14 protein-coding genes and 1 riboswitch are annotated in these 13,835 nt (G+C 37.2%); of the genes, 13 read left to right on the top strand and 1 reads right to left on the bottom strand.

What is annotated here, in order from left to right; genetic code table 11:
* Nucleotides 1–11: 11 nt before the first annotated feature.
* Together DRF59_RS02855 and DRF59_RS02850 are read left to right on the top strand one after the other, a co-directional pair.
* Nucleotides 12–431: a Fur family transcriptional regulator gene (locus DRF59_RS02855; RefSeq protein WP_115956775.1), complete on the top strand. Its 420-nt coding sequence runs from the start codon at nt 12–14 to the stop codon at nt 429–431.
* Nucleotides 432–476: 45 nt separating this feature from the next.
* Complete coding sequence (locus DRF59_RS02850) at nt 477–2,453, top strand: heavy metal translocating P-type ATPase (protein WP_115956774.1); 1,977 nt, start codon at nt 477–479, stop codon at nt 2,451–2,453.
* Between the two features lie 174 nt (nt 2,454–2,627).
* Here DRF59_RS02850 and DRF59_RS02845 read toward each other — a convergent pair whose 3' ends face one another.
* The gene (locus DRF59_RS02845) at nt 2,628–3,155 is read right to left on the bottom strand and encodes a GNAT family N-acetyltransferase (RefSeq protein ID WP_115956773.1); all 528 of its coding nucleotides are present in this window, start codon (nt 3,153–3,155) and stop codon (nt 2,628–2,630) included.
* A gap of 204 nt (nt 3,156–3,359) precedes the next feature.
* Here DRF59_RS02845 and DRF59_RS02840 point away from each other — a divergent pair, with 204 nt between their 5' ends.
* The 11 genes from DRF59_RS02840 to DRF59_RS02790 all read left to right on the top strand — a co-directional run bounded on the left by DRF59_RS02840 (nt 3,360) and on the right by DRF59_RS02790 (nt 13,815).
* Nucleotides 3,360–3,722, top strand: coding sequence for a hypothetical protein (locus DRF59_RS02840; RefSeq protein ID WP_167456638.1), 363 nt, complete (start codon nt 3,360–3,362; stop codon nt 3,720–3,722).
* Nucleotides 3,723–3,872: 150 nt separating this feature from the next.
* On the top strand, nt 3,873–4,148 hold the full coding sequence (locus DRF59_RS20980) for a YHS domain-containing protein (RefSeq protein WP_185144896.1): 276 nt from the start codon (nt 3,873–3,875) through the stop codon (nt 4,146–4,148).
* The gene (locus tag DRF59_RS02830; protein ID WP_115956772.1) at nt 4,135–4,812 is read left to right on the top strand and encodes an SCO family protein; all 678 of its coding nucleotides are present in this window, start codon (nt 4,135–4,137) and stop codon (nt 4,810–4,812) included. The genes DRF59_RS20980 and DRF59_RS02830 overlap by 14 nt, the downstream gene beginning before the upstream one ends.
* 51 nt (nt 4,813–4,863) lie before the next feature.
* A complete protein-coding gene (locus tag DRF59_RS02825) occupies nt 4,864–5,538 on the top strand; it encodes a superoxide dismutase (RefSeq protein WP_115956771.1) in 675 nt (224 codons plus the stop codon).
* Nucleotides 5,539–5,542: 4 nt separating this feature from the next.
* Nucleotides 5,543–5,911, top strand: a complete 369-nt coding sequence (locus DRF59_RS02820) for a hypothetical protein (protein ID WP_241505465.1) — start codon at nt 5,543–5,545, stop codon at nt 5,909–5,911.
* A 188-nt stretch (nt 5,912–6,099) separates the two neighbouring features.
* Nucleotides 6,100–6,930, top strand: a complete 831-nt coding sequence (locus tag DRF59_RS02815) for an MbnP family protein (RefSeq protein ID WP_115956769.1) — start codon at nt 6,100–6,102, stop codon at nt 6,928–6,930.
* Nucleotides 6,923–7,972, top strand: coding sequence for a cytochrome-c peroxidase (locus tag DRF59_RS02810; protein ID WP_115956768.1), 1,050 nt, complete (start codon nt 6,923–6,925; stop codon nt 7,970–7,972). The genes DRF59_RS02815 and DRF59_RS02810 overlap by 8 nt, the downstream gene beginning before the upstream one ends.
* 12 nt (nt 7,973–7,984) lie before the next feature.
* A complete protein-coding gene (locus DRF59_RS02805; protein ID WP_115956767.1) occupies nt 7,985–8,932 on the top strand; it encodes a transporter in 948 nt (315 codons plus the stop codon).
* A 214-nt stretch (nt 8,933–9,146) separates the two neighbouring features.
* A riboswitch (cobalamin riboswitch) is annotated at nt 9,147–9,333 on the top strand.
* A gap of 164 nt (nt 9,334–9,497) precedes the next feature.
* Nucleotides 9,498–11,477: a TonB-dependent receptor plug domain-containing protein gene (locus DRF59_RS02800; RefSeq protein WP_317126569.1), complete on the top strand. Its 1,980-nt coding sequence runs from the start codon at nt 9,498–9,500 to the stop codon at nt 11,475–11,477.
* Nucleotides 11,474–12,607 (top strand): YncE family protein, encoded by a 1,134-nt coding sequence (locus DRF59_RS02795; RefSeq protein ID WP_115956765.1) that lies wholly within the window; start codon nt 11,474–11,476, stop codon nt 12,605–12,607. The genes DRF59_RS02800 and DRF59_RS02795 overlap by 4 nt, the downstream gene beginning before the upstream one ends.
* A gap of 14 nt (nt 12,608–12,621) precedes the next feature.
* Entirely contained in the window at nt 12,622–13,815 is a 1,194-nt protein-coding gene (locus DRF59_RS02790) for a cell surface protein (protein ID WP_115956764.1), read from the top strand.
* The last annotated feature ends 20 nt before the right edge of the window (nt 13,816–13,835 follow it).

Genomic DNA, 13,835 nt, shown 5'->3' with positions numbered 1-13,835 from the left:
AAAAACGTATAATGAAAAAAGATATAGAACACAAACTCATTGATAAAAATACCAAACCCACCAGTATGAGGATTCTGGTATATGATTTCTTAAGCTCTCAGGATGCGGCTTTATCCCTTTCTGAAATAGAAAATCATTTTGAAAATGCTGACAGGATTACCATCTACAGAACATTGAAAACCTTTGAAGAAAAAGGAATTGTTCACAGCATTCAGGAGAATACCACCACTAAATACAAACTATGCGAAGATGATTGTGATGAAAAAACACACAAAGACTGGCATCTGCATTTCTATTGTAAAATATGCAAACAAACTACCTGCAAAGACGATATTTCATTCCCTGAAAACATACAGACCAATTTCAGGATAGATGAAATACGCTTGTTTGCCAAGGGAATCTGCGAAAACTGTCTTGAAAGTTTGCAATAGCATTGCATCAGTCTCACCTTTACATTTGTATAAAAAATATCAGTTATGGAAAAATGCTGTAGTACAACCCCGGAAAAGCCAGATACGAAAGGACATAAACATAATCACTCAGAAGGAGACGGACATGACCACGATCACTCTCACGATTCAGGAGATCAGAAGGTTTTCCAGATGTTCCTCCCTGCCATTATATCCTTTATCATCTTATTATTGGGAATTACCTTTGATAACTATATAAAACCCGAATGGTTTACAGGCTGGGTACGTCTGGTATGGTTCCTGGCAGCTTATATTCCTGTAGGATTCCCGGTATTGAAGGATGCTTATAAAAGTATCATCAGGGGAGACGTGTTTTCAGAATTCTTTCTGATGGGTATTGCAACCATTGGTGCTTTTGCTATCGGAGAATATCCTGAAGGAGTAGCGGTAATGTTATTTTATGCGGTTGGAGAGGTATTCCAGTCAATGGCTGTTACCAGAGCCAAAGGAAATATAAAAGCGTTATTGGACCAGCGTCCGGATGAGGTAACGGTTATGGACAATAATAACAGGCCTGAAATAATAAAAGCAAAAGAAGCTAAAATTGGAGACATCATACAGTTGAAACCCGGTGAGAAACTGGCGTTGGATGGTGAGCTGTTTTCAGAATCAGCGTCATTCAATACAGCGGCTCTGACAGGGGAAAGTAAACCCGATACCAAAAATAAAGGAGAAACTGTCCTTGCCGGGATGATCAATATGAACAGTATTGCTTTGGTAAAAGTAAATACGGCTTATGAGGACAGTAAACTGAGCAAAATTCTGGAATTGGTTCAGAATGCCACCGCTCAGAAAGCTCCTACAGAATTGTTCATCAGGAAATTTGCTAAAGTGTATACTCCTATTGTGGTATTTCTTGCCATAGGAATCTGTTTACTGCCATATTTTTTTGTGGATGATTATCTGTTCAGAGACTGGCTATACAGAGCGCTGATTTTCCTTGTGATTTCCTGTCCTTGTGCCCTTGTTATTTCTATTCCATTAGGATATTTCGGGGGAATTGGGGCGGCAAGCCGAAACGGGATTCTGTTCAAAGGAAGTAATTTCCTGGACAGTATTGCAGAGATTCAGAATGTAGTAATGGACAAAACCGGAACCATGACAGAAGGTGTTTTCAAAGTTCAGGAAGTAAGCATAAGCCCTGAATTTAACAAAGAAGAAATCCTTCAGCTGGTTAATGCCCTTGAAAGTAAAAGCACCCATCCGGTGGCAACTGCGATTCACAATTATGTGGGAGATATCAATCATTCCATTCCTTTAGAAAATGTAGAAGAAATTGCTGGTCATGGGCTGAAAGCCACGGTTAATGGGAAAGAACTTCTGATTGGGAATTTTAAACTGATGGATAAATTCAATATCACTTATGATCTTAACCATACCAATATTGTGTACACGGTCATTGCTGTGGCTTACGATAAAAAATTTGCAGGCTTTATCACCATTGCAGACAGCATAAAAGAAGATGCCAGAGAAACTGTAGACAATTTGCACAAAATGAATGTAAAAGCTACGATGTTGAGTGGTGATAAAGGTACTGTAGTGAAATATGTAGCAGACCAGCTGGGAATTGACAATGCATTCGGGGATCTGCTGCCCGAGGATAAAGTAAATAAGGTTAAAGAAATCAAAGCTAAAAACCAGACCGTAGCATTTGTAGGAGACGGAGTAAACGATGCTCCTGTAGTCGCCTTAAGTGATGTAGGAATTGCGATGGGAGGCTTGGGAAGTGATGCCACCATTGAAACTGCAGATGTAGTGATTCAGGATGATAAACCCAGTAAAATCCCGATGGCCATCAATATCGGAAAACAAACTAAAAAGATCGTTTGGCAGAATATTGTTCTTGCCTTTGCTGTTAAAGCTATTGTCCTTATTCTCGGGGCTGGAGGATTGGCAACAATGTGGGAAGCCGTATTTGCTGATGTAGGAGTAGCTTTGCTGGCTATTTTAAATGCAGTGAGAATTCAGAGAATGAAATTTTAAGAAGCAAATAATAAACACAACTAAATCATATTTAATAAAGCTCTGCTGATTCAGCAGGGCTTTTGTTATTTAAAACATATATATTAATAATGAGGCAGGATGAAAAGTTTTAACAGGATAAAATAAAAGCTCTCCAAAATATTCAGGAGAGCTTTTATTAACAAGATTAAACTTTTATAAAGAACTAAATTTTTGCTTTGATAAGGCAATGAAATCAAATGTTTCTTTACCTATGGTAAATTGATGTTCACCTGCCTTTGAAAACCCGTTTTTATAGTAAAAATTAAGGGCACGCTCATTGGAATTCAGAACAGAAAGCCAGAGATGGGTACTGGCAGAATTGTTAAAGAAATACATCAATTGATCCATTAAAGCTTTACCCGCTTTTTTATCCAGAAATTCTTTCAGCACATAGATCTTCTGCAGTTGGGAAACTGCATCTGCTGTAATAAACTCCGTAGGAGAAACTACTTTAAGCTTGGCATAGCCAATAGGAAGATCATTCCAAAAAGCAATCCAGAATTTATTGTTATTGTTTTGTATGCCTGCTCTGATTTTCGCTACATTAAAAGTACGTTCATAGTAGTCAAACAAATCCTGTGGGTCCCGGAAATATTCTGAAAAAGTTTCGGTAAAAGTTACTCTTCCCAGTAATGCAATGTATGGAGCATCTTCAGGAACCGCTGTTCTTATCTCAATCATAAATGTAAATCTGAAGCCTTTATCAAAGATCGGGATAATATTGCCGGGATAACAGACACAGTTTTATTAATTTTATGGGTAACAGATTCAGGAAATAAATGAAAAAACTTTTATAAGATATTTGTAAAATGATCAATGACATTCATCATAAATGAAGTATAAAACAATTTTGAAATAGTATCTTTGTAGGACAGAACCTAATAATTGAAGTTGTTAATTTCCATATTCATTATTTTTACCATTGCAATACGCCCCGTTTTGCCACTGGTGAATTATGCTGTTAACTACGATTATATTGTCAAAAACCTTTGTGAGAACAGAGCTATTCCGCAGTCAACCTGCAAAGGGAAATGTTATGTAACAAAAGAACTGGCAAAAACAGAAAAACAATCCAATAGTTCCCAAACGATAAAAATTACCGGATTAGATATTTTTTTATCCAATGAGATTTTTTCTTTTTCTGATAAAAAAGAACCGTCCGGACTTTTGGACTTATCAGGATCAGAGTATTTTGATTTCCATACCACTGACTATTTTTCCAAAATATTTCATCCCCCGTTAGTGTAGATGATGTCATAAACTAAATTTTTAGTTTTAAATTTTGAAAGGGTTAGATATGATCTAAAAAGCAATATTTCAGTGTTTTTATTACTATCGGTCCCTACAAAATTGTATTTTCTATTTTGAGCATTATCATTAATTTCAATTTAATTCAAAATGAAATCACCTATTATTTTGACAGTATTTCTGTCAATATCACTATTGTCCTGCGCAAAAGATACTCCGCAGGTAAAACATGCAAGTCACATGGACTCTTCTGGAAAGAAGATAGAAAATGTACAGGTCGTAAATGAAGAGGATCCGATCTGTCACATGAAAACTGCCGGATCCCTTAAAGATACAGCTATATATAAAAATAAAACGTACGGTTTTTGCAGTGTTTACTGTAAAGATGAATTCAAGAAAACCCCGGAGAAGTATGCCCAGAAATAATAAAACAAACAATAAGACTAAGGTAATCATTCCTATTGTGGTTATTGCCTTGCTTTTCCTGGGAATTGGGGTAGGGATGGGGTACTTTAAGAAAAACCTTTATACTGTGATGAAAGTCCCGGATTTTGAATTGACTGATCAGAACAGTAAAAAAATCACCAATAAGGATATGTTGGGAAAGGTCTATCTCGTAGAATTTTTCTTCAGCAAATGCCCTACAATATGTCCGGTGATGAATACCAATATGAAGGCTGTTCAAAATGAGATTAACGATCCCAACTTCGGAATTGTTTCCATTAGTATTGATCCGGAAAATGACACCCCTGAAACTTTGAAAGAACATGCTGAAAGAATAGGTGCGAAATCTCCAAACTGGCATTTTCTGACGGGTGACAGGAACTATATTGGTGACCTGGCTGATCAATTTAATATTTATGTCGGAGATCAGGAAGATGAAGGTGAAAGCCTGAATCATAGCGGAATGATTGCCCTGGTGGATCAGGAAGGGAATATCCGATGCAGATATAATAAGGATAACATGCCTATCCTTTATTATTCAGGGCTGAATTATGAAGATCCGGAGGGAAAAACACCTAAGTTAACCGGTAGGTACCATCCCGACAGGGAAATTCTGATTGAAGATATTAAAAAATTGCTTAAGTAAGGAAGACTCATCTTCCTACAGAAATATTGTTTAACCTTATAACAAAATGTTATGAAAATTTTGAAAATAGCTGCTTTAAGTGCAGTATTTGCGGCTCAGTTTACAATGGCTCAGTTTAAACAGACTCCTTTGCCATATGCTTACAATGCATTGGAGGGATCTATAGATGCCCAGACTATGGAAATTCACTATTCAAAACATGGTGCTGCTTATACAGCCAATTTGAATAAAGCAATAGCGGGAACCCCACAGGAAAAACAGACCCTGATCCAGATTCTGGGAGAAACTTCAAAGGTAAGTCCTGCCGTAAGAAATAATGCAGGCGGACATTATAACCACGAACTTTTCTGGACAATCCTTACCCCTGAAAAAAATACACAGCCTTCTGCAAAACTGGCAAAAGCCATCAATGAAACTTTCGGAAGTATGGATGCTTTCAAAGAAAAAATGAGCAAAGCAGGAGCAGACCGTTTCGGTTCCGGTTGGGCATGGCTTTCTGTAGATAAAAATGGAAAACTATTCGTTTCCTCAACCCCAAACCAAGATAACCCTCTTATGGATGTGGTGGAGGAGAAAGGTACTCCAATCCTTGGAATTGATGTATGGGAACATGCATATTACCTGAAGTATCAGAACAAAAGAGCTGATTATCTTTCCGCAATCTGGAACGTGCTGAACTGGAAAGAAGTAAGTAAAAGATATGATGAGGCTTTAAGCAGGAAATAGTCTCATGAAATTATTTTACAGCATACTTTTTACTCTTTATATGGGGCTAAGACCTTTAGTACCATTGGTAGAGTATGCTGTAAATTATAATTATATTGTTAAAGTTCTCTGCATTAATAAAAGCAGACCGGAGATTCATTGTAATGGGAAATGTTATCTGAGTAAAGAATTGGCAAAAACCAATGATTCAGAGTCTTCTCCTTTTCAGAAAATAAAAAACTCAGGACAGAAAATCCTGGACACATATATCCTGCCTGAAACAACAGAGATCACCACTACTGAGAAACTTGTGTTTTTCAATTTCAGCTTTATCTACGAAACAACCTATTCTTTTCTGTTTCTGACCCATATTTTCAAACCACCGGTTTTTTAAGTTAGCTGTCACTATCTAACCACAAAAGTCGCAAAAGCATTAATTAAATCTTTGATATTTAAAAAAGCTTAAGTGTTCTTTTATGCATAAAACTTATCGCTTAATAACTTAAGTGTAAGAACTTTCGTGCCTTTTTGTGGCAAAAAATGTTTTCACATTACACAAAAATTCAACTTAAAAAATCAACAATGAAAATTTATAAATTTTTATCACTATTCTTTATTGCCTTTACTGTATTCTCTTTTACAGCCTGCGGAAGCAGCAGGGATGATGACAACCCACAGGATACTGCACCCGGAAAGCTTCAGATCAAATTTGAAAATGGATTTAACAATGTGGGAGATATCGTTCTAAATCAGACGGTTCAGACTTCTTCCAATGGTCAGAAACATAATTTTTCTGCTTTGAAATATATAATCAGCAACATCTCACTGATTGACGAAAATGGAAATGAATTTAAATACAATGAAAACAACCCTGATAAAGGTGCTTTTATCGTAGATCAGGCAGATGCTGTAGCCGGAATTATATATCTTAATCTGGATGGTATTCCGAAAAACAATTATAAAACAATTAAATTCGGATTGGGAATCAGTCAAAAGGCTTATTTACTCGGACAGGACGGGCAGGCTGAGTTCTGGACTAAAGCCAAGCAGAAAGGAATGTCCTGGTCATGGGCTGCCGGTTATGTTTTTGTAAAGCTGGAAGGAAAATATGCTACAGATGCTCCTTATAAGGAATTTATGAATCATACTGGAAATATGGGGAATACAACAGAAAATAACGCCCCGGATCTTTATCGTGAGATTACTTTAAATTTTCCAACAACAGCCAGAGTAACAGGAAAAATCCGTCCTTCTGTTCACATTCTGGCAGATCTTAATCAGTTTTTAAGCGGAAACAAACCTCTTACTCTTACAACCGCCAATGATATGTTGATGGGATCAAACCAGCATTTGGTAGACGTTACCAATAATCTTACAATGATGTTTAAAGTAGACCACGTTCACAATGATTAATTTTTTTATCAAAGCGATACTCGTTCTGCCTGTATTTGTCTTAAGCTGTATTTCTTGCTCTGATGAGGTTATCCAACCACTGGAGAAAGATGAAGCGTATAATCTGCAGGCTCCTTCTTATTTCCCTGAAATGACATTTGATAAATCAATGAATCCGGTGACAAAAAATGGTGTGGAGCTGGGACGGAAATTATTCTATGAGGGAAAACTTTCCAGGAATAATACCATTTCATGCGGCTTTTGTCATATTCAGGAAAATGCATTTACCCATCACGGACATACCGTAAGCCATGGGATAGACGACAGAATAGGTATCAGGAATGCACCACCCATTCAAAATATGGCTTTCTTGAAAAGATATATGTGGGACGGAGTCATTCATAACCTTAATGACCAGCCCATCAGTCCCATTACAGACGTTAATGAAATGGACAGTTCCATACCGGAAGCCATTTCAAAAATAAAAGATGATCCGAAGTATAAAAAACTTTTCAGGAATGCATATGGAGATGAAACTATTACAGGGGAGAGAATTTTAAAAGCCTTATCACAGTTTATGGCTTCTTTAATTTCTGCGGATTCAAAATATGACAGGTTCAGACAGGGAAAAGAACAGCTGACTTCAGCAGAATCTCAGGGAATGACATTGTTCAGTAAAAAGTGTGCTTCCTGCCATAGCGGAGAACTGTTTACTGATGAAAGTTTCCGGAATACGGGAATGTACTACAATGTGGAATTCAAAGATGCCGGACGTTACAGAGTTACTCTTGATCAGGTCGATTGGATGAAATTTCGGGTCCCAAGTCTGAGGAATGTGGAATATACAGCACCTTATATGCATGACGGGAGATTTTACACCTTAGAGGCAGTACTCAATTTCTATTCGGATCAGGTAGAAGATAATGCAAATCTTGATCCTCAGCTGAAACAGAATGGCCATGTAGGAATTGCCATGAACAGCCAGGAAAAACAATCAATCATTGCATTTCTTAAGACATTATCGGATAAAAGCTTTATATCCAATCCAAAATTTGCAGAATAAATTACAGAAAACATGAAGAAGATTATATTGATAGTAAGTTTGATGCTGTTTAGTCAGTATCATGCAAAAACCATCAGAGATAGTGCTTATAGTGCTCCGGAAACCTTTAGCAGATTCGATTTTGATGATGATTGTGACGCATGCGGCTGTGCAGCAGGAAACGGATCTTCCGGCTTTGAATCTTTATTGAACCCACAGTTTATCGGAATCAAATACTTCGCCCAGCATTATAAAGCCAAGGAAAATTTATTTGTAAAAGACCTCACACAGGATCAGTATTTCAATACTTTACAGCTTTGGGGAAAAATTCCATTGACGAAAAAGCTTAGTGTTTACGCAAGTCTGCCCTTTCATTTCCATGAGAAGAAAACGATGCAGGGAGATATCAAAATCAATGGGATAGGAGACCTGAACCTGATGGGAATTTACCAGCTGGTAAGTTCTAAGGATAATTTTCATCAGTTAAGCGGAGGTTTGGGTGTGAAAATTCCTGTGGGAAAATTTGATGAAAAAGGAACATCTGGTGTTAATCCAAGTTTTCAGCTGGGAACCGGAAGCTGGGATTATCAGGCGGCTTTAAACTATAAATTTCAGAAAAATAAGGTAGCGGTTTTAGTCAATACTGACTATACGATTAAAACAGAAAATAAGAAAAATTACCGTTTCGGAAATCAATGGAATTACGCAGCAGCAGGTTTTTATCAGGTTGCAGGAAATGAAAACTCCATTTTTTCTGTAAAGACAGGAGTTCAGGGAGAAGTTTATGCTCAGAATAAACAGTTTGATGAAGCGTTACCAAATACTGCAGGAAGCGCTTTGTACGGAAAATTAGGCTTTGAAGCCTCTTATAAAAAACTGAGTCTGGGAACTGAAGTAATGCTTCCCATGTATACTCATTTAGCAGGAGGTGATATTGAAGCAAAATCCAGACTCAGTATTTTCCTGAATATCGGAATCTGATAAAGTTAGCTTAAGCTTTTACCATTCTTATTATTTTTTACCACAAAAGTCACAAAGTTTTTTATTCTAATCTGAAACTAAAAATAACTTAAATGTTTCCTCTTTGTGTCTTTTGTGGTTTCATATACAATTAAGCAAATTCAATATCAAAACCTCCAAAGGAACTTTAATTATTTATAAATCATGATTTTAATTGGAGGTAAGTAATAATTTTTTATATTTGCCGAAATTTGGTGAGCCGTAAAAAGCTCTTAAAAGGGAATCCGGTGAAAATCCGGGACAGACCCGCTGCTGTAAGCTCCGCACCAAAGTTTTTGAAAAATATATCCACTGTTTTTTTTAATGGGAAGGATTTCAAAAATGGAGTAAGTCAGAAGACCTGCCAGATAATAATCGTTTGACGCTTTCGTGGAATAAAGCTTAGGACATCAATGATTTTGTGCAGTGACAGCTGTGCTTTGTCGTTGTTTTCTTATATCCATCAGCGTCATCATTATCCCTGAATGAGCTAATGGTGGCAAAACTAATTACATTCCGGATTCAAAAAATTGTTTTCACAGTATGTGTGTTAACAATTCAACTTGTTTATTCCCAAACTAAGAAAAAAGACAGCTTAAAGGAGGAGACCATTAAAGTGATCAGCCTTTACAAAAAGAATTTCAGAGAAATCCTTCCGGCTCAAACCATTCAGGGAGAAGATCTTGAGAGGCTGAACAGCCATTCCGTGGCAGATGCCTTACGATATTTTTCAGGAGTTCAGATCAAAGATTATGGCGGGATAGGAGGGCTAAAAACGATCAATATCCGAAGTATGGGAAGCCAGCATGTAGGTGTTTTTTATGATGGAATTCAACTCGGAAACGCACAAAACGGGCTGGTAGATCTTGGAAGATACTCTTTGGACGATCTGGAAGAAATATCATTATATAATGGTCAGAAGAGTGATATTTTTCAGCCTGCAAAGGATTTTGGTTCTTCAGGATCTATCTATTTACAACCCAAAACTCCCGTATTTAAAGGGATAAGAAAAACTAACCTTGTTTTAAGAGCAAAAAGTGCTTCCATTGATCTTTTCAATCCGTCATTCCGGTTGGAGCAGAAAATTTCAGACAGGGTTTCTGCCAGCTTCAGTGGAGAATTTATGCAGAGTGACGGAATTTACAGGTTTCGGTATGCAAAAAAATATCCTGACGGCCAGCAGGCTTATGATACTATTGCCCGGAGACAGGACTCAGACATCAAAGCGAAACGTTTTGAAACTTCTCTCAACGGAACTTTAAACAACGGAAGCTGGAATATCAGAGGATATGGTTATATATCAGACCGTGGAATGCCGGCTCCCATTGTGAATGGTCGTTTTGGTGGAAGGGGAGCAAGACTTTCCGATGAAAACTATTTCGTACAGGCCAATCTGAGAAAAAAGTTATTCCCAAAATTTGACGCACAGCTAAAAGCAAAATTCGCCTACGATTATACCCGTTTTATGGATACGGTTCGTTCGCAGTCTGTTATTCATACCGATAACACTTATATCCAACGTGAACTTTACCTTTCTTCATCCAATATCTATTCGATTACGCCCAACTGGGATGTCAGCCTGAGTGGAGATTTTCAGTACAATAATCTGGATGCCAATCTGGAGAACTTTTCTTATCCTACACGGTATACAACATTGGTAGCATTGGCAACAACATATCAGTGGAACAGGTTCAAAATTCTTGGTAGCCTTTTAGGAACATTTACCTTCGAAGAAGTAAGAAAAAACAAAAGACCCGGAGACAGCAGAGAATGGACGCCTGCCGTATTTATGAGTTATCAGCCTGCGATCATTCCTGAACTTACCCTCAGGGCTTTCTATAAAAGAATTTTCCGGCTTCCAACTTTCAATGATCTGTATTATACCAATATAGGAAATACCTATCTGAAACCTGAATTTACCAATCAGTATGATATAGGGTTTACTTATCAGAAGAATTATGTCCGCCATTTCTTTAAAACCTTTTACGCTAAAGTAGATGGTTATTACAATAAAGTACAGGATAAAATTGTAGCGGCCCCTAACGGAAGCATGTTCCGATGGCTGATGATGAACCTGGGAATGGTTGAAATTATTGGTGCAGATGTGAATGTGCAGACAGAACTTCAATTGGGAAAAGTTACTCTTAGACCGTTGCTTTCCTACACTTATCAAAGCGCAAGAGACATGAGTGATCCTGAAGATACTTTTTACCGCAATCAGATTCCTTATACACCATGGCATAGCGGATCTTTCAGCCTGATGGCAGATTATAAAGACTGGAGCTTCAATTACAGCGCGATGTACGTAGGGGAAAGATATGATGTGAATCAGGACAACATTCAGTACAATTATGTACAACCCTGGTACACTCACGATCTGTCTGTTCAGAAAAAATTCAACTGGGGCAATCATCAATTCAAAGTAAGTCTTGAAATGAATAATATTTTCAACCAGTATTATGATGTGGTGATCAATTATCCGATGCCCGGAAGAAACTTTAAACTTATTCTAAACTTCACCCTATGAGAAAACTAAACTTTTATTTTTTATTTCTTGTATTAGCTTTTCTTACATCATGCCGTACAGATGATATTATTGTCCGTCAGGAAGTGGTAGAAGGACTTCCCTCAGAAAATACAGCAATAAAAGGTTTTTATATGTTGAATGAGGGGAATATGGGAAGTAATAAATGTACCCTGGATTTTTTCGATTATACGAAAGGAACCTATTACCGGAATATCTACGCTGAGATCAATCCCAATGTGGTAAAAGAACTGGGAGATGTAGGAAATGATGTCAAAATCTATGGGAGCAAATTGTATATTGTTGTTAATGTTTCCAACAAAATTGAAGTATTGGATGCCAAAACAGCGAAACGAATTACTTCTATTCCATTGCAGAACTGCAGATACTTAACCTTTAAAGAAGGGAAAGCCTATGCCAGCAGCTATGCCGGTCCGGTGGCTGTCAACCCGAAAGCACCAAAAGGAAAAGTGGTGGAAATTGATACTACATCTCTTTCCATCCAGCGCGAGGTCGTAGTGGGATATCAGCCGGAGGAGCTGGAGATTATAGGAAATAAATTATTTGTTGCCAACTCCGGAGGGTATAAAGCTCCTGATTATGATAATACTGTATCTGTCATCGATCTGAACTCGTTTACTGAAATCAAAAAAGTAGAGGTTGCCATTAATCTCCATCATATTAAAAAAGACAATTATGGTGATCTGTATGTAAATTCCAGAGGAGATTATTATAATGTTCCTTCTAATCTTTATTTAATAGATGCCGCAACAGGAGCCATCAAGAAAAATTTTCATTTATCAGTCAGTGAAATGACAATCGTCAATGATAAACTCTATTTCTATGGTAACGAGTTTAATTACACTACCCACAGTTATAAAAAGAGCTTTGGAATCATTGATGTGAAAACGGAACAAATTATTGCCAACAGAATTTTTGACAAAGAATATGAAACTGCAATTAAGACACCTTACGGAATTGCTGTAAATCCCATTACAGAGGATATCTATATAACAGATGCGAGAAATTATGTTTCGCTGGGATTCGTGTACTGCTTTGATAAAAACGGACATTTTAAATGGAAAACTGAAGGCGGAAATATCCCTGCTCACTTTGCTTTTTTATACAAATAACCAAACTTTAAGAAATGAACAGAAATAACTTTACTTATTTTAAAACCGGGTTTTTATTATGTTTCCTTATAGGAATGACAGCCTGTAAACATGATGATCAGGATGAATTTACATTTAAAGGTCTTGATGATTCTTATTCCATTGAACGTTTTAAAGTGTTGAACATTCCTACCAATGCTTCGGGATCCGTCACATGGAGTATCAATGATTCTATTATTTCACAAAATTCAGAACTTGAATTTATCAGTCCAAAAGCAGATGCTTTTCCGCTCACTTTAAAGATCAATAATAAAGGAAACGAGCAGGTTTATCATTCTAAAATCATCGTAACCAAAGAAAAAACTCCTTATAATAAATATATTTCCAAAGTATTGGAGTTTCGTCCGGCTGTAGGTCAGTTCATGAATGAAATTCCGGAATATACTCCTGGAAATACAGCTGCAAATATGCTTCAGAAAGCAAACGAATCGTTGGTGGGATCCAATTCTACGATGATCACCCTGGGAGGATATGGAGGATATGTGGTTTTTGGTTTTGACCATACGATCCCGAATCTGAATGGTAGAGATTTTAAAGTCTTAGGAAATGCATTCTTTGGAAATGATGCCAGTGACCCACGTTCTGGCTCTTGTGAACCGGGAATTATTATGGTAGCCTACGACAGAAACAAAAACGGAAAGCCGGATAATGATGAATGGTACGAAATAGCAGGTAGTGAATACTTCAAAAATACGACCATAAAAGAGTATAGCATTACTTACCACAAACCTGATGAAAATAAAATTCCCGTACCCGGAACCGAATTCTGGCAGACAGATGTAGAATATATCAAATGGAGTGACAATCTGGGAAACCAAGGTTTTAAAACAAAAAATACATTTCATGTACAGAGTTACTATCCTTTATGGTTTACCGGGGCTTCCAGCAGTTTTTCAGGAACCAGGCTGGCCAATAATTTTTTCGACCAAAATGGAGACGGATCGTATTGGGTAGGGAAGTCGTATGAATATGGTTATGCAGATAATGCTCCTAATAGTGATGAAGCTTCAAATATTGATATTTCATGGGCTGTAGACAGAAGCGGTAAGTATGTGAAACTTCCGGGAATAGACTTTATAAAAATATATACCGGAGTAAATCAGGAAGCAGGATGGGTAGGTGAGGTTTCCACAGAGGTTGCAGGCGCTTATGATTTACATTTTAAATAAATATAAACAACATAATATCT

This window comes from Chryseobacterium flavum (assembly GCF_003385595.1).
Classification (GTDB): domain Bacteria; phylum Bacteroidota; class Bacteroidia; order Flavobacteriales; family Weeksellaceae; genus Chryseobacterium; species Chryseobacterium flavum.
This window is presented reverse-complemented; position numbering and strand designations above follow the sequence as displayed.

Coding starts and splice junctions, on each gene's coding strand:
- DRF59_RS02805 (WP_115956767.1), top strand. CDS start 7,985: ATGAAGAAGATTATATTGATAGTAAGTTTGATGCTGTTTAGTCAGTAT.
- DRF59_RS02815 (WP_115956769.1), top strand. CDS start 6,100: ATGAAAATTTATAAATTTTTATCACTATTCTTTATTGCCTTTACTGTA.
- DRF59_RS02850 (WP_115956774.1), top strand. CDS start 477: ATGGAAAAATGCTGTAGTACAACCCCGGAAAAGCCAGATACGAAAGGA.
- DRF59_RS02810 (WP_115956768.1), top strand. CDS start 6,923: ATGATTAATTTTTTTATCAAAGCGATACTCGTTCTGCCTGTATTTGTC.
- DRF59_RS02825 (WP_115956771.1), top strand. CDS start 4,864: ATGAAAATTTTGAAAATAGCTGCTTTAAGTGCAGTATTTGCGGCTCAG.
- DRF59_RS02855 (WP_115956775.1), top strand. CDS start 12: ATGAAAAAAGATATAGAACACAAACTCATTGATAAAAATACCAAACCC.
- DRF59_RS02820 (WP_241505465.1), top strand. CDS start 5,543: ATGAAATTATTTTACAGCATACTTTTTACTCTTTATATGGGGCTAAGA.
- DRF59_RS02795 (WP_115956765.1), top strand. CDS start 11,474: ATGAGAAAACTAAACTTTTATTTTTTATTTCTTGTATTAGCTTTTCTT.
- DRF59_RS02830 (WP_115956772.1), top strand. CDS start 4,135: ATGCCCAGAAATAATAAAACAAACAATAAGACTAAGGTAATCATTCCT.
- DRF59_RS20980 (WP_185144896.1), top strand. CDS start 3,873: ATGAAATCACCTATTATTTTGACAGTATTTCTGTCAATATCACTATTG.
- DRF59_RS02790 (WP_115956764.1), top strand. CDS start 12,622: ATGAACAGAAATAACTTTACTTATTTTAAAACCGGGTTTTTATTATGT.
- DRF59_RS02845 (WP_115956773.1), bottom strand. CDS start 3,155: ATGATTGAGATAAGAACAGCGGTTCCTGAAGATGCTCCATACATTGCA.